Annotated in this window: 27 protein-coding genes; 6 read left to right on the top strand and 21 right to left on the bottom strand. The window is 60.4% G+C overall.

Annotation, left to right across the window (positions count from 1 at the left end; translation table 11 throughout):
• On the top strand, positions 1–867 hold an 867-nt coding region (locus tag GA566_RS31560; protein WP_160475170.1), incomplete at its 5' end, for an arsenate reductase (azurin) large subunit.
• Between the two features lie 54 nt (positions 868–921).
• Here the strand turns inward: GA566_RS31560 and arsN2 are convergent.
• The 3 genes from arsN2 to GA566_RS31575 all read right to left on the bottom strand — a co-directional run bounded on the left by arsN2 (position 922) and on the right by GA566_RS31575 (position 2430).
• Positions 922–1365: an arsenic resistance N-acetyltransferase ArsN2 gene (arsN2, locus tag GA566_RS31565; protein WP_137924316.1), complete on the bottom strand. Its 444-nt coding sequence runs from the start codon at positions 1363–1365 to the stop codon at positions 922–924.
• A 101-nt stretch (positions 1366–1466) separates the two neighbouring features.
• Complete coding sequence (locus tag GA566_RS31570; RefSeq protein ID WP_137924315.1) at positions 1467–1790, bottom strand: helix-turn-helix transcriptional regulator; 324 nt, start codon at positions 1788–1790, stop codon at positions 1467–1469.
• A 364-nt stretch (positions 1791–2154) separates the two neighbouring features.
• Positions 2155–2430 carry a hypothetical protein gene (locus tag GA566_RS31575; protein WP_137924314.1) on the bottom strand — a complete coding sequence of 92 codons (276 nt, stop codon included), beginning with the start codon at positions 2428–2430 and terminating at the stop codon, positions 2155–2157.
• Positions 2431–2809: 379 nt separating this feature from the next.
• Here GA566_RS31575 and GA566_RS31580 point away from each other — a divergent pair, with 379 nt between their 5' ends.
• Positions 2810–3028, top strand: a complete 219-nt coding sequence (locus GA566_RS31580) for a hypothetical protein (protein ID WP_137924313.1) — start codon at positions 2810–2812, stop codon at positions 3026–3028.
• 15 nt (positions 3029–3043) lie between these two features.
• Here GA566_RS31580 and GA566_RS31585 read toward each other — a convergent pair whose 3' ends face one another.
• The 10 genes from GA566_RS31585 to GA566_RS31625 form a co-directional block, all read right to left on the bottom strand.
• Complete coding sequence (locus tag GA566_RS31585; protein ID WP_237380979.1) at positions 3044–3676, bottom strand: RNA ligase family protein; 633 nt, start codon at positions 3674–3676, stop codon at positions 3044–3046.
• Between the two features lie 5 nt (positions 3677–3681).
• Complete coding sequence (locus GA566_RS31590) at positions 3682–3900, bottom strand: DUF2188 domain-containing protein (RefSeq protein WP_202127014.1); 219 nt, start codon at positions 3898–3900, stop codon at positions 3682–3684.
• 68 nt (positions 3901–3968) lie between these two features.
• The gene (locus GA566_RS31595) at positions 3969–4394 is read right to left on the bottom strand and encodes a hypothetical protein (RefSeq protein WP_137924311.1); all 426 of its coding nucleotides are present in this window, start codon (positions 4392–4394) and stop codon (positions 3969–3971) included.
• Between the two features lie 51 nt (positions 4395–4445).
• A complete protein-coding gene (locus GA566_RS31600; RefSeq protein ID WP_160475171.1) occupies positions 4446–4610 on the bottom strand; it encodes a hypothetical protein in 165 nt (54 codons plus the stop codon).
• 382 nt (positions 4611–4992) lie between these two features.
• A complete protein-coding gene (locus tag GA566_RS33500; protein WP_237380981.1) occupies positions 4993–5307 on the bottom strand; it encodes a hypothetical protein in 315 nt (104 codons plus the stop codon).
• A gap of 315 nt (positions 5308–5622) precedes the next feature.
• On the bottom strand, positions 5623–6078 hold the full coding sequence (locus GA566_RS31610; RefSeq protein ID WP_237380982.1) for a hypothetical protein: 456 nt from the start codon (positions 6076–6078) through the stop codon (positions 5623–5625).
• Complete coding sequence (locus GA566_RS31615) at positions 6071–7924, bottom strand: hypothetical protein (protein WP_237380966.1); 1854 nt, start codon at positions 7922–7924, stop codon at positions 6071–6073. Before GA566_RS31615 ends, GA566_RS31610 begins: the two co-directional genes overlap by 8 nt.
• A complete protein-coding gene (locus tag GA566_RS33505) occupies positions 7852–8394 on the bottom strand; it encodes a hypothetical protein (protein ID WP_237380967.1) in 543 nt (180 codons plus the stop codon). Before GA566_RS33505 ends, GA566_RS31615 begins: the two co-directional genes overlap by 73 nt.
• Positions 8391–9986 carry a site-specific integrase gene (locus tag GA566_RS31620; RefSeq protein ID WP_237380096.1) on the bottom strand — a complete coding sequence of 532 codons (1596 nt, stop codon included), beginning with the start codon at positions 9984–9986 and terminating at the stop codon, positions 8391–8393. The genes GA566_RS33505 and GA566_RS31620 overlap by 4 nt, the downstream gene beginning before the upstream one ends.
• Positions 9926–11143: a tyrosine-type recombinase/integrase gene (locus GA566_RS31625; RefSeq protein ID WP_008648470.1), complete on the bottom strand. Its 1218-nt coding sequence runs from the start codon at positions 11141–11143 to the stop codon at positions 9926–9928. The genes GA566_RS31620 and GA566_RS31625 overlap by 61 nt, the downstream gene beginning before the upstream one ends.
• Positions 11144–11457: 314 nt before the next feature.
• Here GA566_RS31625 and imuA point away from each other — a divergent pair, with 314 nt between their 5' ends.
• Entirely contained in the window at positions 11458–12306 is an 849-nt protein-coding gene (gene imuA / locus GA566_RS33800) for a translesion DNA synthesis-associated protein ImuA (RefSeq protein ID WP_370459394.1), read from the top strand.
• An 812-nt stretch (positions 12307–13118) separates the two neighbouring features.
• Here imuA and GA566_RS31635 read toward each other — a convergent pair.
• Together GA566_RS31635 and GA566_RS31640 are read right to left on the bottom strand one after the other, a co-directional pair.
• Positions 13119–13409 (bottom strand): hypothetical protein, encoded by a 291-nt coding sequence (locus GA566_RS31635; protein WP_137924309.1) that lies wholly within the window; start codon positions 13407–13409, stop codon positions 13119–13121.
• A gap of 379 nt (positions 13410–13788) precedes the next feature.
• Complete coding sequence (locus tag GA566_RS31640; RefSeq protein WP_137924308.1) at positions 13789–14673, bottom strand: DNA-binding protein; 885 nt, start codon at positions 14671–14673, stop codon at positions 13789–13791.
• A gap of 138 nt (positions 14674–14811) precedes the next feature.
• On the opposite strand from GA566_RS31640, the gene GA566_RS31645 reads away from it, so the two are divergent.
• Both GA566_RS31645 and GA566_RS31650 read left to right on the top strand, forming a co-directional pair.
• Positions 14812–15612, top strand: a complete 801-nt coding sequence (locus tag GA566_RS31645; protein WP_202127015.1) for a DUF6884 domain-containing protein — start codon at positions 14812–14814, stop codon at positions 15610–15612.
• Positions 15613–15654: 42 nt separating this feature from the next.
• Positions 15655–16584, top strand: coding sequence for a site-specific integrase (locus GA566_RS31650; RefSeq protein ID WP_171020346.1), 930 nt, complete (start codon positions 15655–15657; stop codon positions 16582–16584).
• 848 nt (positions 16585–17432) lie between these two features.
• Here the strand turns inward: GA566_RS31650 and GA566_RS33125 are convergent.
• Positions 17433–17573 carry a hypothetical protein gene (locus GA566_RS33125; RefSeq protein ID WP_202127026.1) on the bottom strand — a complete coding sequence of 47 codons (141 nt, stop codon included), beginning with the start codon at positions 17571–17573 and terminating at the stop codon, positions 17433–17435.
• A 105-nt stretch (positions 17574–17678) separates the two neighbouring features.
• Here GA566_RS33125 and GA566_RS31655 point away from each other — a divergent pair, with 105 nt between their 5' ends.
• Positions 17679–18302 carry a hypothetical protein gene (locus GA566_RS31655; RefSeq protein WP_237380983.1) on the top strand — a complete coding sequence of 208 codons (624 nt, stop codon included), beginning with the start codon at positions 17679–17681 and terminating at the stop codon, positions 18300–18302.
• Between the two features lie 89 nt (positions 18303–18391).
• Here the strand turns inward: GA566_RS31655 and GA566_RS31660 are convergent, their stop codons facing one another.
• The 5 genes from GA566_RS31660 to GA566_RS31680 form a co-directional block, all read right to left on the bottom strand.
• Entirely contained in the window at positions 18392–18835 is a 444-nt protein-coding gene (locus GA566_RS31660; protein ID WP_137924305.1) for a hypothetical protein, read from the bottom strand.
• Between the two features lie 324 nt (positions 18836–19159).
• Complete coding sequence (locus GA566_RS31665) at positions 19160–21091, bottom strand: phosphoadenosine phosphosulfate reductase family protein (RefSeq protein WP_237380984.1); 1932 nt, start codon at positions 21089–21091, stop codon at positions 19160–19162.
• A gap of 24 nt (positions 21092–21115) precedes the next feature.
• On the bottom strand, positions 21116–21400 hold the full coding sequence (locus GA566_RS31670) for a hypothetical protein (protein ID WP_137924304.1): 285 nt from the start codon (positions 21398–21400) through the stop codon (positions 21116–21118).
• A 297-nt stretch (positions 21401–21697) separates the two neighbouring features.
• Positions 21698–24022 carry an AAA family ATPase gene (locus GA566_RS31675; RefSeq protein ID WP_137924303.1) on the bottom strand — a complete coding sequence of 775 codons (2325 nt, stop codon included), beginning with the start codon at positions 24020–24022 and terminating at the stop codon, positions 21698–21700.
• Entirely contained in the window at positions 24010–24525 is a 516-nt protein-coding gene (locus GA566_RS31680; protein WP_137924302.1) for a hypothetical protein, read from the bottom strand. The genes GA566_RS31675 and GA566_RS31680 overlap by 13 nt, the downstream gene beginning before the upstream one ends.
• Positions 24526–24640 lie beyond the last annotated feature (115 nt).

Here is a 24640-nt window from a genome sequence, read left to right on the forward strand (position 1 = left end):
ACGTCAATGAATGGTGAGCGCCGGATGCGGCTGTCCGATCGGTTCATGGATCCGCCGGGCACGGCGCGGCCGGATTGCCTGATCGCCGCAGCCATCGCCAATACCCTCAAGCGCACGTACGAGGCGGAAGGCAAGCAGGACATGGCGGCACGCTTCAGCGGCTTCGACTGGAAGACTGAGGAGGATGCTTTCAATGACGGATTCCGCCAGGCTGGGCAGCCCGGCGCAGCACCGATTGATAGCCAGGGTGGCAAGACGGGCAACCTCGTTACCTTTGAGCGCCTGCGCGCCATGGGCAACAACGGCGTTCAACTGCCGGTTCAGGCGTATCGCGATGGCAAGCTAGTCGGCACCGAGATGCTCTACACCGACGGCAAGTTCGATACCGCCGACGGCAAGGCAGAGTTCAAGCCAGCAACCTGGCCCGGCCTGCCGAAGCCCGTAGCAGACCAGAAGGCCAAGTACCATTTCTGGATCAACAACGGCCGCGTCAACGAAGTCTGGCAAACGATGTACCACGACCAGTTCAACGAATTCGTGCGCGCCAGGGTGCCGATGGCCTATCTCGAAATCAACCCCGAGGATGCACGTGCGCTCGGCATCAGCTCCGGCGACGTGGTCGAGGTCTACAACGATTATGGCTCGACCTACGCGCTGGCCTATCTCGAGCCAGACATCAAGCGAAATCAGACCTTCATGCAGTTCGGCCACTACAACGGTGTCATGGGCAACGTGACCACACCGTGGACGGATCGCAATGTCGTGCCTTACTACAAGGGTACTTGGGCAGATCTTCGCCGAATCGGCAGCAGCGAAGATTTCAAGGAGACTGTCAGCTTCAAGAGACGTCGCTTTGAGTCGGCCTAGGCGCGCATCACACTGCACGCCGGCGTTCGCGCCGGCGTCGACGGGCCACCAGCCTCAGGCGGTGGCCTTCGTCATGCAAGTCGCAGATGCTGGACATAGAGCGGCGAACTGCGCGCTGGATTGCAGTGCTGCGGGCGCAGCGTTTCTCTCGACGATCCTGTACCCAAGATTGAGAAAGTAGTCCGCTGCGGAGGTCGTCAACAGGTAGAGTCGTCGTACACCGATCGTCCCGGCATCTCGTTCTATGAGGTCCACCAGGACGCGGCCGAACTGATTGTGGCGGGCATCCTTCGCAACGGCGACTGATCGGAGCAGTCCATCCGTCCCATAGGGCTCTAACCCAGCACAGGCCAAGAGGCTTCCGTCCTGTACAGCCACGAAGAAGCGGCTGGAGTTTTCTGCAGCTACGTCCTCGACAAGGAGGTCTTCTTCGGCCAGCAGCGCACGGATGGACGCGAAGTCGTCGGGGCGAGCAAGTCGAAAGGTCGGAGTCGACATAGGTTGCCTTCAGTACCGACCCGCCCGATGCTGATCGGAAGACTCAATGAAATTGGCGCAGCCGCCGCGCGCTTGCCGTGGCTCTTGTTGCGGAATTTCCGTCAGCATTGGCATGAGGTAGCGCTGGCTTCCAGGCAGGGATGCCCCTGGCAGCAGTTGGCCGTCAGGAAGCCGAGCAGCTCGTTCATATGGGCGAACTCTGCCCGATAGATCAGATTGCGACCCTCACGCTGCTGCGTCACCAGGCGCGCGTGCATCAGTTCCTTCAAGTGGAACGACAGCGTGGCGCTCGGCACGTCAAGCTCCTCGGCGATGGCCCCCGGGGTCAAACCTCCCGGGCCAGCGACTACCAGCATCCGAAAGACTTGCAGGCGGATGTTGTGGGCTAGCGCCGCGAGGGAGCGGACAATGTCTTGCTCTTCCATATTTCCAAGCTATGCGAAAGAGAGGAGTAATACAAAGGAGTATGCGCCACATGGGCGACTCATGTTGCTCCTATCAGGCATAGCTGACCAGCCTTCCAGTGTTTTGCAAACGAGCTGAGCTTTCCGATGGTTTCGGCGCGAGCGTTGGCTGTGGGGTAGTAGCGTACGCCGGGTGGAATCTTCCCCTTGGGCACCATACTGAAAGATGCGAGCACGGCTTCACGCTCACCACTCTCAGTTGCGCGGATGATCGGGGCAGAGTAGTCAGGCCAGGCTTCCGATCGCCATTCTCCGACAGGCGGTTCGACGCCAAACACGTTCCGGAGCATTTGCCGTTGGACCGGCGCGTAGTTGACGCACATCATCACCCTCCATTCAATTTGCCGGACTTCCCCCGGCCGCGTACCACGTCGGCAGGGATGGGCGTTTCCATCTCCTCGCGCGTGATCGGCCGCATTAGCCACGCTTGCCGATATTCCTTCAGTTCGAAGTCGGCGCGCTCGAATCCCGTAAGGACCAAATCGTCTCCGGACATTCTCACGATCCGCGCGTCATACAAGATGCCAAGTTCGGCTGTGTCTTGGTGCTTGCTGTGGGTCATGATCGCATGCGGTATGACGCGGTGGGCGCGCGTATCCATCCGGTCCTCGATTACCACTTGGCCACGCCAAAGCAGCTGCCCGCCCCACCATCCTCGGTGTAGCCGGCGTCCTTCCAGGCAGAGTTTCATGACTTCAAACAGCATACTGTATAAATATACAGTGCTCATCGATCTTGCGGCAAGGCACATGCACGGTAAGTGGTGCGAGAGCTGTATCCCCCAAGTGTCGGGGTGACAATGAAGCACCTCGGACTCACAATCCCGTGTTCGTGACTTGACCCCACGAGGACTATGACGGCCCGCAATCAACTGCGGGTCATTTTTTTGGCTCATCGACATGCCCGGGTAACCAACAATGGCGGAGGTATCTGTGGGCCGCACGGGCTCGGAGCCTGACGCAAACAACGAGAGAAAAACTATGGACAAGCCTGCGGTCTATATTTCCCAGGAGACAATCAGCGATTCGCTGACAAAACAGGGAAATCCATCGATTTTTGAGGACAGCATTGTCAGCTTGCTCAATGGCGGCTACTCGGTTGGACTTGGCAATGCCGAAGCGCCGGTGCGAGTATTTACTGAGGCCGATGAATTTTCGGCGTGGTTCAACAACTTGCGCGTGGCCATCGAGACTGCGTGACTGTTTTTCGCGAGATCAGGGTCCACGCCTGAACGCGCCGTGCTCATGCACTCCACGACGCCTTACCTTGATCCAGTCCACCGAAGGCCCGGCTCGATAGGGGCTGCTGGCACGCTTGCAGACGATGCCTTCTAGATTGAGCGCCAGCGCGTTCGCGAAGAGCCAATCGGACTGATCAAGGACAGCCTGGACGTAGAGAAGGCCGGGCAGGGAAGCGAGTAGCGGGCGCAGCATGGCCTTACGCTCCTCGATCGGCAGCACTCGCACGTCCCGACCCCTGAACGCAAGGATGTCGAAGACGCAGTAGACAATCGGATCAGCGCCTTCATACCAGCACTTGCGCCTGGCCCGCCGATGCAGCCGCTCAAAGTCGGCGCGGCCGACGGCATCCAACACGCATACCTCACCATCGAGCACGGTGCTGGCGGGAAGGGCCCTGAGGCTTTGAAGCAGTTCTGGGAACCAGGGGGTGCAGTCCGCACCGTTCTTCGTTCGCACAGAAGGGACCGAGCCTGTTAAGGCCAAGGCTCGATAACCGTCGTACTTGACCTCGGCCCACCAGCCTTCGCCGCGTGGCAGCGACTTACGCAGGCTTGGAAGCATGGGCGCGAACGCGGCAAGATCCAACTGCGCCATAGCGCGCGGCATGGGACTTAGCCCTTAACGTCTCGCGGGTCATGGCCGAACGAGTTTCGCTCGCGGATCTGGCCGTCGCGGCCGTGAATCAGCAGCTCGACCTTGTCTTGCTTGGCGCGCTCGGTGCCAGCCAATATGGCTTCTTCCTGAGTGGCGAACATCGTCCGCTTGCCCCCTCCAGCCGCCTCAACCGCCCAGCCCTCGCCAGCCGGAACCACGTGAATATCGTTGGCCATGATGGTCTCCATTGTTGACCCTCTTCTAGTGTTCTCCTCGGGGCAACATTGGGGTATCAGGTAGGGTCCTACGGACGTTCTGCGAGCTCTTGGAGCATCGACCGATACCCTTCATGCGGATACATTAGCCAGTGCTCGGGCATGCACACGTCCTGCTTGTCGATCTCAGTGAAGGCAGCATGCCAGTCTGAACCAGCCGGAAATACCCAACCGGCAAGGCCGATGGCGCCAAATTGGTCATAAGTGATGTCGACAATGACGCCACTGGTTTCGAACCACGCGTGACTTTGCGTTCGCTTCAGAAGAGGGTGGTAAGACCCGCAAACGTAATGGCCGTCGCAATCCAACCTTTCTTTCAGAATTCTGCCAACTAACTCCGCCGCTTCGCCACAATTTCCGCGGGGGAAATCGCGGAAGCGGGAGCTTTGTCTAAGCGCTAAAAGGCCGGTTCGGCACGCCTGCGCGATGTTTTCGATGGCTAGTAGGTCGATCATTTGGTGGACCTAAAAAGAAAGAGCCCGCACTCGGCGGGCTCTTCTTTTGACTCATCGAGTCTGCTTGGCAAGATCATGAACGGTCGCGCGGACTTCGTCGGTAATCTCGTCGTCCGAGAGCCCGTCGAACCCGAGCGCACGCATCGCATCCTGCTCGTTCTGCTCTTCTACGCTGGGCGCATAGTTATCGAGCTCTTCGTCTTTGTACGAAGACATATAGGCACTCCTTCGCCAAAACCGCAGCGAGAATGATTTCCCGGCGGGGAGCTAGTGTAGCGGCAGGTTCTCGACGTGTGGGCGGCGGAGCACAAATTTAAAGGCGTGTGGCGCAAAAGCTACCGAATGTGATTTATTAGCTATTCTTGGCACCTATGGCCTAGTGTTGCGTTGGTTTTGGTTTTCAGATTTTGTTGTATTTCAGCCGGAAGACGGACGGATTTTCCACAGGGCCCCCACTTTTTTGGCTAGCACGTGTTGCGTGCCCGTGGCACCAGTCTTCGTTGCGTTGAGCTTTGTGTGGAGGCGCAACGGAAGGACACGCCAGGCCGGGAGTCTGACGGCTGCGGTGTTGCGCGTTGCACACTTGGGCGTGGGACTACTATCGCGTCCTTGGTTTGACCCCCAGTTCCCACAGCACGTCGATGTTGCGGAGATATATGGAGACGTTCTCGGCCGAACTGTGGATGATCGAGTGCTCGCGCCCATCGACGGAGTCAACTTTTGCCGTCCACGGATCTTCCAGGCACTGGCAAACATCCTCAATATCGTCGCGATACTGCTGCAGCGCCTTCGGGGTCCAGGTCCGCATTGCATTTGGAGCCAACAACACAGAGAGCGTACCCTTGCGCTCCCCGATATACCGCACAGGTGAGAGCAGGCCGCCGACGTAAAGCATCATGAGCGCGTCGATCACGCGATCGTCATGGTCCTCGTCCCAGATGACTGCGAGGTCAAGGAATGCGCAGCGATCGAGCCGGTTCAGAAGCTCGTCATGCCAGACCGGCGCCCGAAGGATGGAGTAATGTGTTCCCGGCCGAGGTTGCCCACAGGGCGGGTTTCGTCATGCAGGGTCTGGAAGAAGGGCAATAGGACATGAACGCTCCTTTCGGGAGAGAGACGGCTTCCGCCGCGGAACCGCAGCCATTTCGTGGCTGCGAGCATCAATGCAGACAGTATCACGCCGGATGGCATTCAGCGTCGCCGCGCTTAGTTCCGGCGTTTAGGATTCTCAGGCATCGCGACGATTGCCGCTTCGGGTAGGGCGCCAAGTTTTGCAAGCTTGTCCGGGCGTCACGATACTGCTCGTAGAATCTGGCCCACTTGCTGAATCCGCCCAGCTCACCAACGGCACGTAGCATTGCGAGGTGGAAGCCGTCAGCAATTGCACGGTGGCTTCAAGCTCCGTAATCCTGAGGTCCTTGTCGGCAAGCGTCGCGGCCATGTCAGCGCCAGGTCGCTTGGCAGCGCGGCCACGCCAGCGCCGGTATTCCGCTTGGCGCTGCTGATACTCGGCAAGCAGCCTGCGGCGTGACTCGCTGCGGGTGATCGACGACGCTGCCTTGATGGACGGATGCAGCCGGGCGACGGCGCGCGCCGAGATGTCCTCGTCGTCGGTCAGCAACAGCTCAAGAATCTCGCGCATTTTCCCATCATCGGCCGACGCCGCTTCATTGGCTTTATTCATCAAGTATTCCCTGTTGTCGGGGCAAGGAGAGGTCAATGCCGTCGGGGAAGGGACGGTCGCCCGGCCGCGTTTTGAGCAGCCCTTGTACGCCAGTCAGCCGTTTTTCCGCGTGGTCGAGCTGGTTTTGCCAACCAATGCTGATCGATGGGCGGGCCTTGATCGTTTCCACGGCGAGCTTGAGCTGACCCTCGAGCCGGATCAGGTTCCGCCTGTGCTCCGGCAGGTCAGTGGCCGAGAGGTGACGACAGTCGGCAAAGCATTCCAGATGCTTGGCGCACGGATCGACCGTGAACGAGTTCAGGCAGTGCCCATAAGGGGTGGCATGGAATCCGTCCGCTTCGGCGCGCAGGTACTCGTATGCGGCCGCGTCGCCCTCCGTTTTCTGGATGCGCCGGAAGGCATCGACGATCGGACCGCTTGCCTTGCCACCCTTGATGAGTCGGGCAACCGTGCCGGCTTTTTCGCCGAGGAGGATCTCGACGTCCTGTGGAATTTCAATCTGGTCAAGATCCTCCGCCAGGCTGCGATGGTCGTATTCATAGCTTTGTGCAACGCTGCGCCGGTTGAAGCGCTTTGAGATGATCGTGTCGGCAACGCCAAGCCGGAACAGCTCGGTGTTCTGCATGTGGCGCAGCATGTGTGCCTCGATCTTCAAGGCCCGGTCTTCGTCAGTCTGTCCGTACTTTTCAAACAGCGTCGGCAGTTGCTTTGCGTCACCCAGTGACTGTCCGATGAACGTAGGGTCTGGTCGGTTGACCGACATGTAGCGGGTCACATCGCAAAGCCCGTCGTCGCGTTCCTCGGCCACGGACCGTTTGGGCTGCACGAACAGTAACTCCCAGGGCCCAACGAACCCAGTGGCCAGCGGAAGCCGCATGGTGTCGGATATCTTCGTTGGCGTCGTGAACCGCATATGCTCCTCGAGCTCGCCAACGTGCAAGTACGCAGCGTGCCACTCCATTCGCTTTACAAGGCTGATCGGCGAGCCATTAGCGTATCGGAAGCGCATGCTTGTCTTGCCTTCACGCATCGCCTTCACCAGACGATTCCCAAACACGTAGACAGACATGTCGAGGGTCAGTGTGCCATTTCGCCACAGCGCACACTGGTGGTCATACAGTTCATCAAACACTGACGGATCGAGGCCATCGCGGTAGCGTTTTATGAACGGATCTCGCTCAATGCCTAGCCAGAACGGGTTGCCTGCCAGACGGGTGTAAAGCTCGATGACAGGTACGAGACTGTCGACCGGATACCATGGCAATAGTCGCTCCGTCTCACATTGCAGTTTCAGCGTCGCGCGGAGCGGTTCTGTGAGCTTGGCTACACGGTCGAGTGTCTCTGTCAGCAACGCCCGGAACATTTCCGGGACCGGCTGAGCGCTTTCAAACAGGACGCGACTGTCCGTTTCAGCGTCCTGCTGCTTTTCCGCAAAGTGGCGGACCATCAAGGATGTCGAGATGCCACCGGACTCACCGGCTGGACGACCCTTCGAGTCCAGATACGTCCGCTCACGCTTCCAGTCGGCCGGCAGCAACGCAACTTCCCCTGCACGCATGCCGGTCACGATCAGAGTGCGCACTGCAGCGAATCGCAGCTCGTCCATGAACGTGCGTGGCCGTTCGGTCATCACGATGCGGGTCAGCTCCCAGAACGCCCGGCGCTCAGGCAGGCGTTCGCCGCGCTTGCGAGCCTCCAAGTCGGCCCGTAGTTCATCCTGCGACCAGGTATGCTTTGCCTTGCTCGTACCTTTTACTTGCATGCGCGGCACAGCTAGCGACGAGTACAATGGGCCCGCATCGCAAATGTGTTGACCATCAAACACCGTCTTGACGATGCCGACCACCTGATCCCCAGTTTGCCGGTCGCCTGACATGCTGTTGCAATACGAACAGCCGCACGCAGATCGTCGGCGGTCAGCTGCCACGGGGCCTTGTCCACGCACGTAGCGAGCACCCGCAATGGACGCGCGATGCTATGTGCCACATACCGCGTGGTGTTACGCCTGAACAGCAACTGTTCAGCCACCGCTGCTTTAATCAGGTCTTGCCACGAGACAGCCAGCGCTCGCCGGGGCAGTGGCATCAGGCCACGCTCGACGCGCTCTGCATTGACGATAGCCAGCGCCTTCGCCTCAGCGCCGAGATCTCGCAGGTAGTGGTTTGGGGGTGGCACGTCACCGGTAACCGCCGTCAGATTCCAGCCGACACCGTCACGAGCAGTGCCTGCCTCGTCCAGAGGTATGTCCCAGTGCAGGCCCTTTTCACGGACGAGTGCCTTGCCCAACTCGATGAAGGCAGAGTAGTGTGGGTTCATCGGCGCTCGCCTTCCAACTCGTCGATGACCGCCTGTATTTCGGCGATCGTGCGCTGCAGTTGCAGGTAGGCCGGCGATTGGGCATCACCACGAGAACTCTGCTCGAAGAGCAAGACCACTTCACGCATTGCGGCCAGCACACTCTCGTGCATCGTTTTGTCGTGCAAAGGCATAAACTTCCTGCACCCGTAGCACGACGTCACCGGATTGTAGGGGCAGGCTGGTTGCCCCGACGTGCAGCCGCCGATGCCGGCGATCGGGATGCCGTGAGGCACGCCGGCGATCTGCTGTTCTCCCTTGAGCTGGGTGAGTTCTTCCGGGGAGATGAACCGATCGTGCGCGATCTTTGCCACCCGCCGGTATATATCTGACGCGCCGAGTGCTCTGTTGACCCGTTCCGCGTGAGAGGCTGATGCCGCAAAGTACACCAGCCCCGTCCGTACATCGGAATGCCCCATGAACTCGGCGAGTTCTTCGTGGCTTGCACCAGCGTCAACGAGGCGTTGGGCTGCCGTATGACGAAGGTCCATCGCGCAAGCGCCGTCCCCGATGAGGCGTTCCATGCAGCGGGCGATGCGAGAGCCGGCCTCATGATTGGAACTGACGTCGAAGACGCGATCGCTCGCGTCACGACCTTGCAAATCTGCATAGGCGACCAGGGCCGTGAACAGCACCGCCCACTCCTGTTTCACACGACGGACCATCGGCCTTTTTCGAAGCCTTCCCCGCTGCTTGACCATGAGAAACGTGAGGTGAACGGCCGGTTCGCCGCGGGGCTCTGTCTGCCAGACCCGTACATCACGCATCGTCAGCATCGCGACCTGAATTGGGCGCATGGCGAACTGATAGGAACAGAGCACCATCGCAGCCTCGCAAAGCTCGTCGTGCGCGATGCCTGACCAGCCTCGGGCCCTCACGAGGTCCGACGTTTCGTCCAGGTAGCGAACGATTACGGCTTCTTCATCAGCACTCAGGAAGACATCGCCCGACCGCACACCGGCATATGAGTCCGACGCGGGGCCGGGCAGGGCAGCGCTGACATAGGTCAGATAGGACTCGGACCACCCGTGCTGGCGATGTCTGCATAGCAGCCGCAGAACCGCCTTAACGAAACGATAGGCGTGAACCGGCAACTGACGGGCGCGCAGCGCCATCCATATCGTTGATATGCGGGTTGGGCCGGCTGCAACAACGCGGTCGACGTCATGCACATCGAGATGCATTGCTGCGATCAATACATTGAAGCAGGTCGAGATATGCAAGTCTTCGCCCAACAGGAAGACCAGTAGATGCTTCTGCACAGCGCCGTAGACAGCAGGATACCGGCCAAAGTCGAGCCGGGACATCCGACCATTGATGTGAAGTCCGAAGACATCTGTCTGACGGACTGCCGGGATGGAGCGGAGTTGGTCGTCGAAGTCGTCGTAGTAGCGTACAACGGGCGGTAGCTCCGGCAGTGACGCCACCATGCTTTCGAGCACCGATGGCTCGGCTTGCCCACGAAGCCGGGATGGGAAGGCCTCCAGCATGATCAGCGTCCCTGCGGCAGCGCGCGCAGCAAGGCCACACGATCGTCGAATGCGTCGTTCCATACGCTCGCGAGTCGGCTTTCAAAGACAGCCCTAGCATAGCGCGACGGCATGTCCGACTCTTTCGACCATCCGAAGAATGTACGCAGTTTCTGCAGCGCTTCGGGCATCGAGTCGCCTCGCTCCAGCAGCTGGTGAAGCCGCAATACGGCGCTGGTGTGCCGGAGGTCGTGGCAGGTGACCGACTTCTTTCCGGTGCGGTCGTGCAGTTCCTGCAGCACATCCGTAGACAACGCTTTCGATATCGTTGTAAAGATCTTCGTCAACGACTCTGTGGAAAGAGGGCCGCCAGTCTGGGCGCTTAACATGAACGAATGGGAAGGCCGGCCCCGGTAATTTTCGCAATAGATCTGCACCAGGCCCGCCGTTGCGTCGCTGACGGGAATTTGCCTGACCGAATGGAGCGTTTTGATGCTGGGTTTCGAGTAACGGCTGTCGCTGCCAACTTCTTCATACTCGTTTTGCCGGACGTTCAGCCAGTACCTTGTCCGGCCAAGTTCGCGGTCATAGCTGCTCTTGATGGCGTCTGCTGGCAGCAGCAAGAGTTCGCCGCGGCGCAGACCCTGATGCAGCATCAGCACGAAGGCGATGAAGACCCGCCAGCGGGTGTGCGCGCGCTGGAAGGGATTGGCATCCGATTCCGGATCCAGGATCTGATAGAGATTCTCGACCACGCTGGAGGGCAACGACCGAACGGTCTCGCTGCGGGCACCTTGGCGAATGTGAAGCTGACGGTAAAGCGTTGATAGTCGGTGGATGCGCGCCTCGATCTGTCGCATCTTCGCGTCCGCCGACTTCGACAGCCATGTGACCACCGATGTCACGAATGCCAGTCCGGTCTGCCACCGGTCCTCATTGCTGCGAGTGGCAACAGGCTGATTACGCAGACTCACGAACCACGACTCGAGAATGTCCGCAAGCCGGGCATCGTCAAGGTCGGATAGCGCGTCATCCAGCGCATTCGCTTTGAATGACCGATCCGCATGCTCATACAGGTTCTCGATGTACCGCAGCCGCATGGTCTGCGTGGACGTTGCCCATTGCGCACCCGCGATGACCAGCCAGACCGCGGCCCAGTACCTGGGCATGTGGTTGCTGTCGACCAGCGCAACCCCCCGGAGCGCCCGTGGCACGGCGGCGGCGCTGACCTGAACGAACATAAAACCTAAACCCACAACAAAACGCAACGGCGAAAGATACCATAAAAGCACTTTTCCGTTGCGGTATCTGAAGTCTCCGTGCCGTCCCACACGCAACACTTCAGAACATACCAACAGAAAGCATAATTAACCTTATGTTCAATGTAAACAAAGCCGTTTAGCCGGCTAAATGGCGCGACACAAGCGCGACGATAGATATCTAGTAGCTACTAGATATCTATCAATTAAATTGCAAGGGGTCTTCGAATACTGTATATACGTACAGTATGCAGAGAGTTCGCGCGCACCATCCGCCTGATGTACCTACCCAGCAGATGTCGCTGTTGGGTGACGTGGAGCCTGTTCGCCCCATCGCCACGAACCTTGCCCTGCAGCCACCGGAACCAACAGAACCAAGCAGATGCTCCGGCAGGTTGAACCCCCTAACAGATCCAGGCGCGATCCACCCTTCTCTATGGCGAGCCAGCCAACTCGCCCGTCCCATTGGCAAAGTTGTGCCGAGCGGCATCGATGTTCTGGATGGGGAGTTGCCTGGCGGCGGCTGGGCAGAAGGATCAGTGGCCGAACTAATCGTCAAGCATTCGGGCATTGGCGAACTATCAATGCTTCGAGGAGCGCTGGACGCAGCGGCACAACGCAATCGCCCGATATGGTTGGTAGGGTGTCCATTTGCTCCAAACGGGCCCGAGCTTGCGCGCATTGGCGTGGGCAAGCACGTTCGATGGGTAAAGGCGGAATCTCCGGCCGACGCACAGTGGGCGTGCGAGACCATCTTGCGGTCGAATGCCCTCGGCGCGCTTGTGGCATGGTTGCCCCGGGTGCGGCCAGTAGGTATCCGGCGCTTGCAGGGCCTGACCGCGGCGACGGACGCATTGGTGTTCGCCATTCGTTCGGCATCGGCTGCGAACGACGCATCCGCATCCCCGCTTCGTATTGCGCTTGAGCCAGCGCCAGGAGGTTTCGTACGCGCGCAAATACTGAAGCGGCGGGGTCCGGCAGCTTCCAATACTCTGCTGTTGCCGCTTGGAAGCCTTGCACACTTGTTGGGCGTCAGCGGCGGTAATCGCAGACAAGTTCAACCTAGTCCAGAGACGAGTCAGGACAAGGACAGAGATAGCAAGAAGGTCGCGGGAATCGCCGAAGTGACCGGCGCTGGCACCTGAGTTGCGGGCAAACGCCATGCCGATAATTTCAGTTATCGGCATGGGGGGCTGTCGTGAAAAAGCCGCCTCGCGGGCGGCTCGGGGGAACAGACGTCTAACGCAGAGTCGCGTGCCCAAGGGCCGTTGCGATAGCCCCCCGTTCTTCGGAAGACTTAGCTTTCTTCAGCGCGGCGATCAATTCCGTTCTCGCTGCCTCGCCTCCAACCACGCCGAGTCCCGCTGCGGCGCCAGCACGGTCAGTGCCGTTTTTCCCGTTATGAAGTAGGTCGACCATTGCATCGATTGCGTCTTGCTTACTCGCCATTATTTGCGCCCTGATGTGAAGTTGGGAGCCTACTGTCGCACATGGGGCGGGACTACGCTATGGGCGCGAATACCACAAAGGGGGGCGTTTTCTGTCAAAGAGCCTGGTCCGTGTCGTTGCCGCAGGCGTCGCAGGCATAGTCGGCCACGGCATCCGGCGCGCACGGCAGCTTTTTGCCGCAGCCAGCGCAAGCCTGCCAAACAATCCAGGCGCCTAAGTACGGCTCGCACTCGCAGCCATCCAAGGGCCGCACGCTGGCCAGCGCATCGATATCCCGATCCGGTCAGCCGCATTCCTTCCGCATGAAACGGCGCGCAGCTTGCGCGTCGATGAAAAACCTTTGCATCACTGGGACTCCACGAGCTCACCGGTGTAGGTTTCACCGCCTAATTGAGAACGCACAACGCTATTTGCGAATGTCCACAGCTAGGTGGGTAGCTTTCGGCTACATGTAATCCAAAGCTACCCATCGGCCCAGAAACTATCCATAGGCTTTCTAAGATAAGTCTCAAACCGTGCGCCGGGCGCGTCGCGCCTGCTGCGAGTCGAAATGCGCCGCGACGACGGCCACCCACTGGCCGTGACAAGCTTCCGAACAACATGGAGTCCAGCCGTTTTCGCCTGTGGCGACAGGCTTGCCACAACCGTTAGCGCACCAGCGGGCGCGGTCCAGGTAGGCAGCCGTGGCCGCCCGCTCGGACTGGAGGCGTTTAACCTTGGCACGCTTGCGTGCAGTCTTATGGACGGCACGTGTCCGAGGGTCGGCGATGGTTCGTTCGAGGATGTAGTTGCGGCCCATCGTCTGACCCTCCAGAAAAGTAGTTTCCTATTCTTCAGGCTGACGCCCTACTACGGCTAAGGGTTGCCATTCACCTGCCGTGTACTCAACGCGGGGAAAATCGCCATTGGCAATCAGGCGGCGAAGCTCTGCGAGCAAACTGCTTGGCGCCTCGCCATTGGAGGCACGTGTCGCGGCCGTCTTACCGATGCTGTAGCGACCTCCACAAGCGGGGCAGTCATAAAGATAGCCGTCGGTACTCTGACGCTCCGGCTGGCGCCAGGCCGGCATATGGCATACCGCGCACGGCGCGGCTTCATTCGATCGTTGCACAATGGGCCTCCATCAGGACGCGTCGCTATGTTACCGCTATAGGCCGCTTGTCAGCGCACCCAATATCTCAGCCTTTGTCAGGAGGAGGCTGCTTGTCGCGCGCCCCCTTTTGCTGGCCAGCGGGCATTTTTCGCTCCGCCGACACTGGCCCTGCCCCGCGCCGCAAATCCACCGGCCTGCGCAGTTCGCGTTCACTACGCGCTCGCACAAGGCGACCGTCGACCAGCTGCGCCGTGAGCTCCTTTATCTGACCGTTCGCTTGTTCTTCGCGCGTGGACACGGTGCGGAGCTCCGTCTCGATGTGCTGGCGTGCCTTCTCCTCGCCCTCAAGCCGGGCGGTCGCAACTGCAGCAGCCTGCTCGGCAGCAACGCGATCGGCGCGTTCTTTCGCAGCCTCGGCGCGAGCGGTTGTCAATTCTTCCTCCAGGCGCGGCAGTGCTTCCAGCCGCAACAGTGCCTTGGCCAGATCCGTTCGAACGCCGGCGGCGGCCATGCGCTCCTGCTCGGCGTCACTACGGGCAAGCTGCAAATCAGAATTCTGCTGCTGTGCACGGCCCGCCAACGAGTCACGCTCGGACTGGCAGGCAGTAAGTTCGGCCTGCAAAGCGTCGATTTGGCTGATGAGCCGTTCGTTCTCCATGCTGAGGTCCGTATTGACCTGTTGCTGCTCCGCCAAGTCAGCGGAGAGCTCCACCTTGCCTTCAGCAACGAGCTGGGCGAGATAGTCGGCGAGGACGCGTTGGAGCGGCGCGGGCAACGTTATGGGAGCTTCAGGAATTTGTACCTGGCCTGCTCTCCACACATCCAGCATGCGTCCCACGGTGGCGTGAGAGCCAACGTCCCCCAGTTCTTTTCGCACTGCGCGAACCGATGGCTTCTTGCTGCCGGCGGCACGCAGCGCGTTCGCCGCAGCATTTACCTGTTCTTGGGTAATCGACGCTTCGCGTACCATAACAACTCCATCTATTTCGTTATGTTATGTTACGAATGTTATGTTATGGCACGAATTGGCGCAAGGCGTGAACCTTGACATGGCCATTTGGTGCGTACGCTAAAAGGGCAATTTCGCCACATCGCCCCAGTGCCCGCAATGCAACTCGCCCTATTCCAGCGAAATACCGAGATCCAGTTTGATCCATCGGCGCCTGCCCTCCTCCTCCTGGCCTGCTCTGGGAAAAAGGCGACTGTTCGCGCGCCTGCTTTGCAGCTCTACCGGGGCGTGATGTACCAGACCTACCGTGCGCATACTCGACGCGGCGCCGCCCTGGCGATGGTGATCCTCTCTGCCAAGCACGGTTTCGTGGCGCCCGACGACACGCTTGACCCGTACGACTTGCGAATGACAACTGCCCGCGCAGACGAGCTCTTGGCAAGGTTGGACCAGTCCATCACGCAGGTGGCCTGGCCACGTCGGGCCAGCAGAGTCCTCCTCGCTGGGGGTCAAACCTACCGGCGCGTGATGCGCGCTGCGATCGGGCTGGTCGGTGCGCCGCACCTGCCGATCGAGGAGGTCTGCGGAGGCATCGGCTACCAGCGCTCCCAGCTTGCGAACTTTCTCGCCGAGCAAGGCCGCCCTGCCCTTGCCGACCAGATCGGTTCCCATCCGAATGGCCAGCCGCTGTACAGGAGATACGGGGTCTATGCGGTCGGAGACAGCGTGCTTTTCAACGACCCTGGCCCGGGGCGGCTGGCGCTGAAACGCGCAGTACTGCGTGAGTTGTTCGATGGCCCGGCGGGCCCCACTGCATGTGCCGACGTCGACGACACGGTTGCCGGCCGTCCGCGCGTCGTTTCCAGGTGGATCTCGCTCGCCGGAATTCGATGCCGCGCCGAGGCCCTGGCAGACCGCCCCCCACTTTTGGAAGCGATGGCCGCATCAAAGATGCGGTGAAGATTGTCGGGAAACGCAACTTTCAGTATATAAATTCGGCCTATGGATACCCTTTGGCACCTTGACCCTGCGCGCGCTTACGCCGACTGGCAGACGCGCGAAGCCGCTGGCGCTGACCGGCGACCGTTCTCCCAGCAATCCATCGTTCAGCACCGGGCGATGTTCGACAGGTTCCACCGATACCTGGTCGGCCGCGGTGCCACGCTGGCCGGCTTCGGCGCCGATGTTCTCGACGGATTCTGGCTCGATGGCGATGCCGCAAACTACTCGCCGGCGACGCGCATGCGCTATCTCAAGCTCATCGATCGCCTTTGCAGGCATTTGGTGGCCATCGGTGTTCGAGATGCCAACCCTGCCAGTGACCTCGTCCTCGGTCAGTACTGGCCCGGCGAAGACCCCGATGTTCTGTTCCTTCCCCAACACGTCGACCGGGATATGCAGGACTTCGTACGGCCACAGCCGCACGACGATCCGGCCACGCTGCAGAAGCGGGCGATCGTCGCGCTGTATCTCGGCACCGGCGTGACGGCCAGCGAGGGCCGTGCTGCCTGTATTCAGGATCTGAATCCGCACGCATCACCTCCGTATCTCCACGTGCCGGCGCGGCCGCCGAAAGTATCCCGCACCATCCATCTGGATCCATTTGCGGTGGCAGCTCTGAGCGCCTGGCTCTATGCTCGCCGAAGCTGGCCAGCCGATGGCGACCTCCTCTTCTCCCTCAAACGCACGGGCACACCGATCACCGACATGAGCCTTGGCAAGATCGTGCGTGAGGCGTTCGCCACCATTGGCCACGAGGCTGACGACATGGGCCCGCGCATTCTGCGAAACACCTACTGCCGGCGGTTGTTGATTCGTGGCGTTGCGCCCGACACAGTCACGGAGCGGCTTGGTCTGGCCAGCAACCGAACGGTTGAACGAATCGCCGCAACAATCGACGTACCCGTTAGCCAGGATTGCCCCCCTCTTTAGCCGGGAGGCCGTCTCAGGCTTGCTACGCCATACTCGCAGCTCGAATTTCCGGATCAAACGAATTGAACAACACCGGGAGACGCAGCATGGTCACAACCCTCGCATGGGCTCTCTACGCCCTCACCCTCTTGGCCGCGCTTTTTGCGGGCCTGCGCTGGATTATCACCAACGACCCGAGCTACGCATGGGCCGAGTAATTAGCCGCTTGGCTGCCCTTGCCTTGATCGGCGCCTCGGTGGGCACAGCCCATGCATTTACGAAATGCCAGCGCGCCAGCCGAGTGTTGTACACGCAGGACCTGTACTGTCCGACCGGTTTTACACCGGTCGCAAGTCCCGCCGTTGGCACGGTCTCGACTATCGGCAAAAGTGAAGGCGTCCGCCGGCAGGAGCAGGAGTTTCTCGATGCCCGCGCCAGCACGGCTCGATCAGCGCCACCGAACGCCATCGCAATGACCACGTCGGTGCAGAACCAGCCCCAGGCAGCAGCATGCGATGCGCTAGCCGATCAGGCCAGGGCCGTTGAGGCTGCGATGCGGCGCCCCAACTCCGTGTCCTGGCTAGACAACTTGCGTCAGCAGCACCGCGGAATCCGCGACCAACAGTACCGGATGGGATGCTAGGATTCTCTCAGTCTGAGAATCGATAGTCCGTCGCACAGTGAAACAAGCCAGTCCCAAAACGTCGCAACGCGCGGCGGCGGCACTCGCCCGGCTCCACGCCACCGCCATTCAACAGGGCTTCACCTGTCACGCGACGGATTGGCCTGGCGTCAGCGCCAAGATTCCTCTGGAATGTGCCAATGGGCATCGTTTTGAGCGAGCTGCCTACGGTGTCCTATACAAGGAATCAGGTTGCCCAGAATGCAGCCGCGCCAGCGTCGCAGAAAAGTTCGACGGGCTCGTGGCAGCTTACGGCGGCCAGTGCCTGAACGAAGGCGGATTTCTTGGTGGCGCAGCGATCCACCGGATACGCTGTGAGAACGGACATGAATGGTCGCCGGAGGGCCGAAGCATATTGGCGGGCTATTGGTGCCCCCGTTGCGCTGGCAAGCCCGCGGTCTCAATCCCCCAAAGGAAGCCGTCAAAGTACGGGTTGGCAGACCTGCACGCAAAGGCCGCCGAGCACGGTGGCAAGTGCCTCGCGGCCGAGTGGAAGACCGGGCGCGATCATTACCCGTTCGAATGCGCGGCTGGCCACAGGTGGGAGGGGATGGGCTATAAGGTTCTCAAGCAGGGGAACTGGTGCCGAGCCTGTACCGATACCAGACTTGGCGCGCAGCGTACTGATACTGACGGCCTGACACGTATACGAGGCGCCGCGCGCGACCACGGCGGCCAATGTTTGAGCGCCACTTATCATGGAACGGCCGCAACCTACCGCTTCCGATGCAAGGCCGGCCACGAATGGAAGGCACTCGGCAATAACGTCCTCCAGGGAGGTGGGTGCCGCCTTTGCCGCAACGAGGGACAGAGGCTGGGCATCGAAGCGATGCGTGCCTTGGCGCGGGAGCGCGGCGGGAATTGTCTCTCCAGCACCTACCACACCGGCAAAGCGAAGCTCAAGTGGGAATGCCATCGCGGCCACGTATGGGACGCGACGCCGTCAGGGGTAAAGGCCGGCCACTGGTGCCCGTCCTGCGCGATTCTCAACACCATCGCGCCAAAGAATTATCACAAACGCCAGCGCTACGAGGTCGCAGCAAAGGCCGCAGACTAGCAATTCCTATTGCACGAAGCGCGGGCTTCTCGCTAAGCTATTTCGGTCCGGCCAAATGCCGGCATGGGTTGGCGATCCGCAAGGTTGCCCTATTGACTCGCCTCCGTTATTTTCCAGCCGCCCCAACCCACTGCTACGAGCGACAGTCGCAAAATCGGGTGGTACTGTTCAGTCACTGTCACAGCAATCTCGCGATCTGGCGCCTTGTCTACAGAGGTTGCCGCCACGCCAAATACGTATCGACCAGGCGCAAGATTGACGACCAGCTTCTCTCCGCTGCCAATTCGTGCGACTTGCTTTCCGTCCACAAAGACACTCATCAGATAATAGTGACCGGGAAACGTGTCCCGCTTGAAAACAACTGGGACGGTTCCCGGCGTGGCTTCGCTCAGAGCTGTAGCGTAGATACGGTCGGCTGGAACAGGTGCTGCAGTGTCGGTTATGACGTTCGTCGAGGCGCAGCCGGCAACGGCTAAGACAACCACCAGCCCGGACAGTAACTGGAAACTAAGATTCTTAGCTTTTGTAATCATTGTTAATCGCTCGTCCTTTGTGCATGACGCAGAAGTCTACCGCTGATTTACCCGGACTGTATGCCAGCCTCCGCTGAGCACAGCCATGAAACAGGTTCGAAACCGCATTGGGTCGGAATTGCGCGATCGGCGGCGGGCCAATTGCCCGACTGAAAAGGGACGTCCAGCCACCAGGGGCCGGAACCGGAGCTCACGGATGTCGGACACTTGTCGGCTGTTAGCTGCCTCCCCGTAACAGATACATGGGCGGGGGCGATATCCGGCCTAGCCTCACAAGGAAAAAGCCCCGAACGTCGCAAGGACGCCGGGGCTTTTTGAAGGGACTTAGCAAAGGGCAAGTTGCGCCTGTTCACTACCATAGCGTCCCCAATGGGCACTCGCCGTAGGTGGGAGCTCCTCAAGCGAGACAGACCTGGCCACGACGTTCTTGACGTCGTAGCTCAGTGTCAGACCCAGGCGGTCCTTAAACGCAGTTCGTCGAGCGATATCGTCGTGCTCGACCTTCTGCGCGTGAGAAAGCGTCAAACAGCCGTAGTTCGCGTACCAGCGATACCCCGCCGTCACTGAGCCTGGCCCGCCGTCTGCGTCGTGCATATCAAGCAGCCGATCAGTCTCGAACTCCGCAATGAGGTGCGCAGCTTCGGCGTCGACGTCAAACTGCTGGGCCGTCTGAAAGTCCAGCACTGCCCGCCCGTCCGCCGCAATTGTCAGATTCGACTGGCAAGCACTCCCCTCCGTCAAGGCCTCACGCATAGGATCGCGCAATCCGGTCCAATCGGCATCGGGAGCCGTGTCGTCCCATTCGCTGCCGACGTGCAAGTATCGTGCGATCGGCATCGCAGACTGCGGAGCGTCGGGCACTTCCGGCACGTCGTACCGGACTCCGCGAACCTGAATGTCCCGAAGGTCGGCCCAGGCTGCGAAAGGCCTCGCAACTCCGTTCAGCGACTGCATTGCGTCGACTGCGATCATCATGTCGAGGGGCAGCAACTGAAACTTTGGTCGCTCGCCAACGCCTGCAGCCCGTCGCTGCTCGTCGAAATCCAACTGCAGCATGTAGCGAGTCAGCGCCCGCAACATCGAGGGATGGTACGTATCGGGCATCACCCGGATGTAGCCACCTCGAATGGTGCGACCGATCCAGTGGCGCCGCGACCAATCGTACCGAGTCGCCCGGATGAAGCGATTCAGCTTTTGCAGGCCTGCGGCATACGCGTACCGGTCGTCGTACGCCACCATGTTTGCGAGGCTCTTGTCCTCGGCCATCTGGCAGACGTGACAGCCCAGGCGCGCACCACATTTGCCTTGCCGCCGGGTACCGCTACCGTCCAGTATCGCATCAGCCACGACAGCACACGAAGTCCCGACGGAATGGGCATAGATCCGCCGCATTTCTTCGAAATCCGAGTACCCAGGTCGCGCATCGCCTGCATACAGCCCCACGGCTTCCCAAATGTCGTCATCACTCCAATGGGCCACCGGACTGATGACCAGGTCACCATCCTTGTTGCGTGAAGCCGTGATGTCAGTGTCTCCCCGCAACCGCATTCCGGCCGCACGTCGCGTGCTTTCATCGTATCGGCTGCCGAGGCAGGTCACCGGTTCCGCGAGCCCCTGCTGTTCAAGCTCACGAAATAGCCTCCGCCGAAAGCTCCGCTGCGGCCCGATTTTGAGGTCGGTCGAACAGTCGCCCTGCGCGCCAGGAAAGCTTGGCAACGCACGACCAGAGAGCACCTTCACCTGAAATGTCGACGCCAGCGACGGCGTGACGATATGCGCCGATACAGTGATGCCATGCGCCTTCCCGAATGCGCGCATACGGCGCAGCTCCGCGCGATAGTGTTGCGCGACTTCCGGGGACTCCACGAGGGTGTCTCCCGTGGTCACGACAACCATCGGCTTGCCGCCGGCGCTGTGATGCAATAGCGCAGCATGCAATACAAGGGCTGCGACGACGCTACTGTCCTTGCCACCGCTGTACGCAACGACGACAGGATGACGGGCGGCGAACAAGGCGACGATGGCTGCGATCGCCTTGTCGGCCTTACGGTCCACCGGGTCGCATGCGCCCTGCGGAAATAGAGAAATGGTTTCCATATGGTCCTCGATAAGGACCAGCACCCAACGGGCACTGGTCCCGTTGGGTTGAAATAGCGTGTCGACCGACGGCGTCTCGTCGTCACAGAACATCGCGGAAGCGAAAAGGAAAATGCCTATGCGCCCCGGATGGGATGCATAGGCATGTAGGTATTGCAACGAACTTGGATTCCGCCAAGTCCGTCAGGCGGCTTTGCGGCCGGGAGGCAGCAGACCGAACTTGGCCAGCGCCTTCAGGTTGGTCTCGATGTACGTCACCATGCCGTCGATCTTTACCGCAAGGTAGTGATCGAAGCAGGCGGCGTCTTGGGAGACCTCAACGTTCTTGGCAGACTGGAACACTTTTAGCAGCGCCTCGCGATCCATGTTGTCACCCTGCCATCCAAAGATGCGGATAAACGTGTGGATCTTCCGGCGCCGCGGCAGCAACTTTTCAGCCTCTTCGGCCGTGACGAATACCTTAGACATGTTTTCGGTGTAACTGGGCTATGCCTGAATGATTAACGGATCGAGGGCGCTCAAGAGCAGCCCTTCGGAAGGGGGATAAAAGCCAACCGGCATTTCAGTCTTGGCATCGATGCCGTACTGGCAAACTGGTCCAGTGCCGCAGTAGCCGCCGCCGCAGATCTGTTGGCAGTAGCTCTCGATGCCCTCGGCCCGGAGTTGGGCGAAGACATCTTCAAGACATTCCTTAGACATTGGAGACAAAAGAAATGCCCGCTCCCTTTCGGGAAGCGGGCATGTGGTTAACGAATGGCGCCGGACCTACTGCAGCGCCAGCGCAACGACATCGATGACGCCATCGGCGTCGTCCACCAGGTCTGGCGTCTGCGAGATAAAGTACTCCCGCTCATAACCGCCGACCCGCAGCACCTCGCGCTTCATCTTCATGAAGGCGCGCTTGCGCTCCGGATCCAATGGGCCATCCGCTTCATCGGTGAACAACGTCTGGAAAGGCTGCTGCGCATCCTGCGCCCGATACAGGGCGATTCCGCGCGTCAGGCACTCGTTGATCCAGACCTTTTGCCCACCCGACATCACGCCAAACTCCTTCGTGGTGTCGTTGTCAGCGTCGATCACGTTGATAGAGAAGCCCTCGCGCAGTTCGCCGCTGGCCAGCGCTGTCTGTGTCTGGATCGCGATGGTGAATCGCGGTCCGTAGCAGGCCAGGAGCAAGTCATTGACGATCTGAGTGATCGCCGGGCCCGCGTCATCGATAGACAGCGCGATCACGCCATCGTTGCCCAGGCCCTTCGCGAGCAGCTTCCACTGCGCAATCTGGTCGGACAGCGCCTGCGCCTTGGCTTCGAGGTTCGGCATGCCGACAAGCTCAACATCCAGACGCTCGCGCTCGGACACGAGCATGCTCTCCTGCCGAATCAACGCTTCAATCCGGCCGGCAATCGCAGCGACAGCCTCCCGGCTGGCGGCAATCTGGCGGTCCATGTGGGCCAGTATGCCGGTCACGTCCTCCGTGGCCAGCGTCGCCAGTTCCCGACGCACCGCTTCGACTTGGGATTGCACGTCCGCGATATCGCGCTTGTGGCGCTCAATGCGTGACGCATCCTCCTCGCTCAATGCCGTCAGATCGCGTTCGGCCTGCGCCAGTCCTTCACGCGCGGCGTCCAGCAACGGCTTCTTGGCAGCCATTGCCGTGAGTCGCTGCAGCAGTTGCTGATCACGAACCAGGTGAGCCTCCAATGCCGACAGTGCAGCGCGTGCCGTGGCACGCTCAGATAGCGAACCTTGCATCGATTGCACCTGCTCCAGCTTCTTTCGATAGCTTTCGCGCAGTGCTTTCACCGACACCACCTGCTCTCCGAGCTTCACCTTGGCATTACGAGCGTGTGCCAGTAACGGACACGTGGCGTGCATGGGATCATCACGGCATGGGACCGCTTCGATGACCTCGGCTTGCAGCTTCAACGAATCGGCCAACTTCGCACCTGCAACGCCTTGCTGCTCCAGGCCCTTGAGCTCTGTACTCAGCGCCGCGTGCTCGACCTGAACGGCGTCGAGCTTCTCCACGATCGCGCGCTGGCTGGCAATTTCGTCCTGCCTCCGGCCAATAGCCAGTTGCAGAACGTCTCGTTCGCCGGATGCCGCCTCAATGTCTGCGGCCTCCGCCAATACCGCACGATGGCCTGCCACTTGCCGATCCAAATCGCGCCGGCGTGTCGTAACACGTCCGGCGGCGACCTGTTCATCGTTGGTCAGCGATGTTGCACGCTGGTCCAACTCGCCCTTGCGCTGGTTCAGTTCCCGCAACCGCGCTTCGGTACCGGCATTGGCGGCCTGCTTCGCCGCCAGCGTCGCGCGCTCCTGCAGCAGCTTCGCACCCTTCGCTGTTTCGCTGTCACGTGCATTTCGCTCGGCGTCCAGGCCTTCACCCATCTGCCGGATCTCGCGCGCCACGACCACTGCCCGATCGCGCTTGCCCGTGAGGGTCAGCACGTCGCGCTGCAGGGTGTCGAGCGAGCGGGTAAGCAGCTTGGCGACCTCGCCTGCCTTCGCCGACAAGTCGCGCAAGTGATCGATCCCGAGCAGCTCGGCGAGCAGCTTCTTGATCTCGCTAGGTTGATAGCTGGCGAGCGGCCGCCTGTTTTGAGCAGAAAAAACGCTGGTGAAGAACGCCTCGAGAGACCCCAAGACGGTTTCGAGACACCGGTTGTAGGTGTCCGCCTTGCCGTCCGACAGCGTGCCGTCGGCCAGTTGCACCGGCTTCCAATCGCCATCGGCGTGCTTCTCAAACAGGTAATACTCGGCCTTCCGGCTCTTGCCAGGGTTACGAAAAGCGAACGCGGAGCGGTACGTCTTGCCGCCATGCTCCCATTCCAGGTCCTTCTCTGCGCGCGGGGCGCAGAGATGGTCCCAGTACGAGAACGCGTCGGCCGACATCTTGCTCGCGTGGCTCGGCATGATAGGAAACGGATGCAGGTTATCCATGATCGTCGTCTTCCCTGCCCCGTTGGGGCCGACAAGGGCGATCAGGCCGCCGGGCAGCGTCGACAGGTCGACGGTGACGCTATCACGATGCATACCATCGCGGATCCCGTGGAATCCGGCAAGCGTCAGCTTCAGTGGGCGCATTCGGACACCTCCGAGCCGTTGAAAGAATGGAGATAGTCGGACGGTACTTCCATCGCGCTCTCGTCCCATTGCGGCACATCGGGCAGCGAAGGTGCATCTTGCTCAGGCTTACCGGCGACCGCACGTTCGACGGAGCGACGCGCTGTTGAAAATTGCTTGCCTGCGAGCTTCATCACGGCGTCCCAGTCCTGATGGCCGGTGAGGGCTCGCAGTTCCAGCTCGCTCCACTGTGATGCCAGGCCGTTGGAGAACGACCAGATCAATTCCTGCAGTTCCTTGGACGGCGCCACGGCAAAGAAGGTGTTGCCACCCGCCTCACCCAAGGCCATCACCAGCATGTGGTCGCGCTTGGCGATCACAGCGCCGCGGCCTGGGCCGAACGGCTCATACATCATGCACTGCGTAAAGCCGTGCTGCTCGCAAAGGCGCTTGGCCATGTCCGAGCGGTTGATAAAGGTCTCTTCAATGAAGAGCCATTGGGGACCAGCCGGGTAGAGAATCATGTTGAGCACTCCAGAGTCGGACGGAGTGCGCCCGGACGGGAAGCACCCGTCTGGGTAGATAGAAAAGAAATGGATACTGCGGGGTCGATGCGTCAGGGACGCGGGTAAAACCAGT

This window comes from Cupriavidus sp. SW-Y-13 (genome assembly GCF_009793345.1).
Lineage (GTDB): Bacteria > Pseudomonadota > Gammaproteobacteria > Burkholderiales > Burkholderiaceae > Cupriavidus.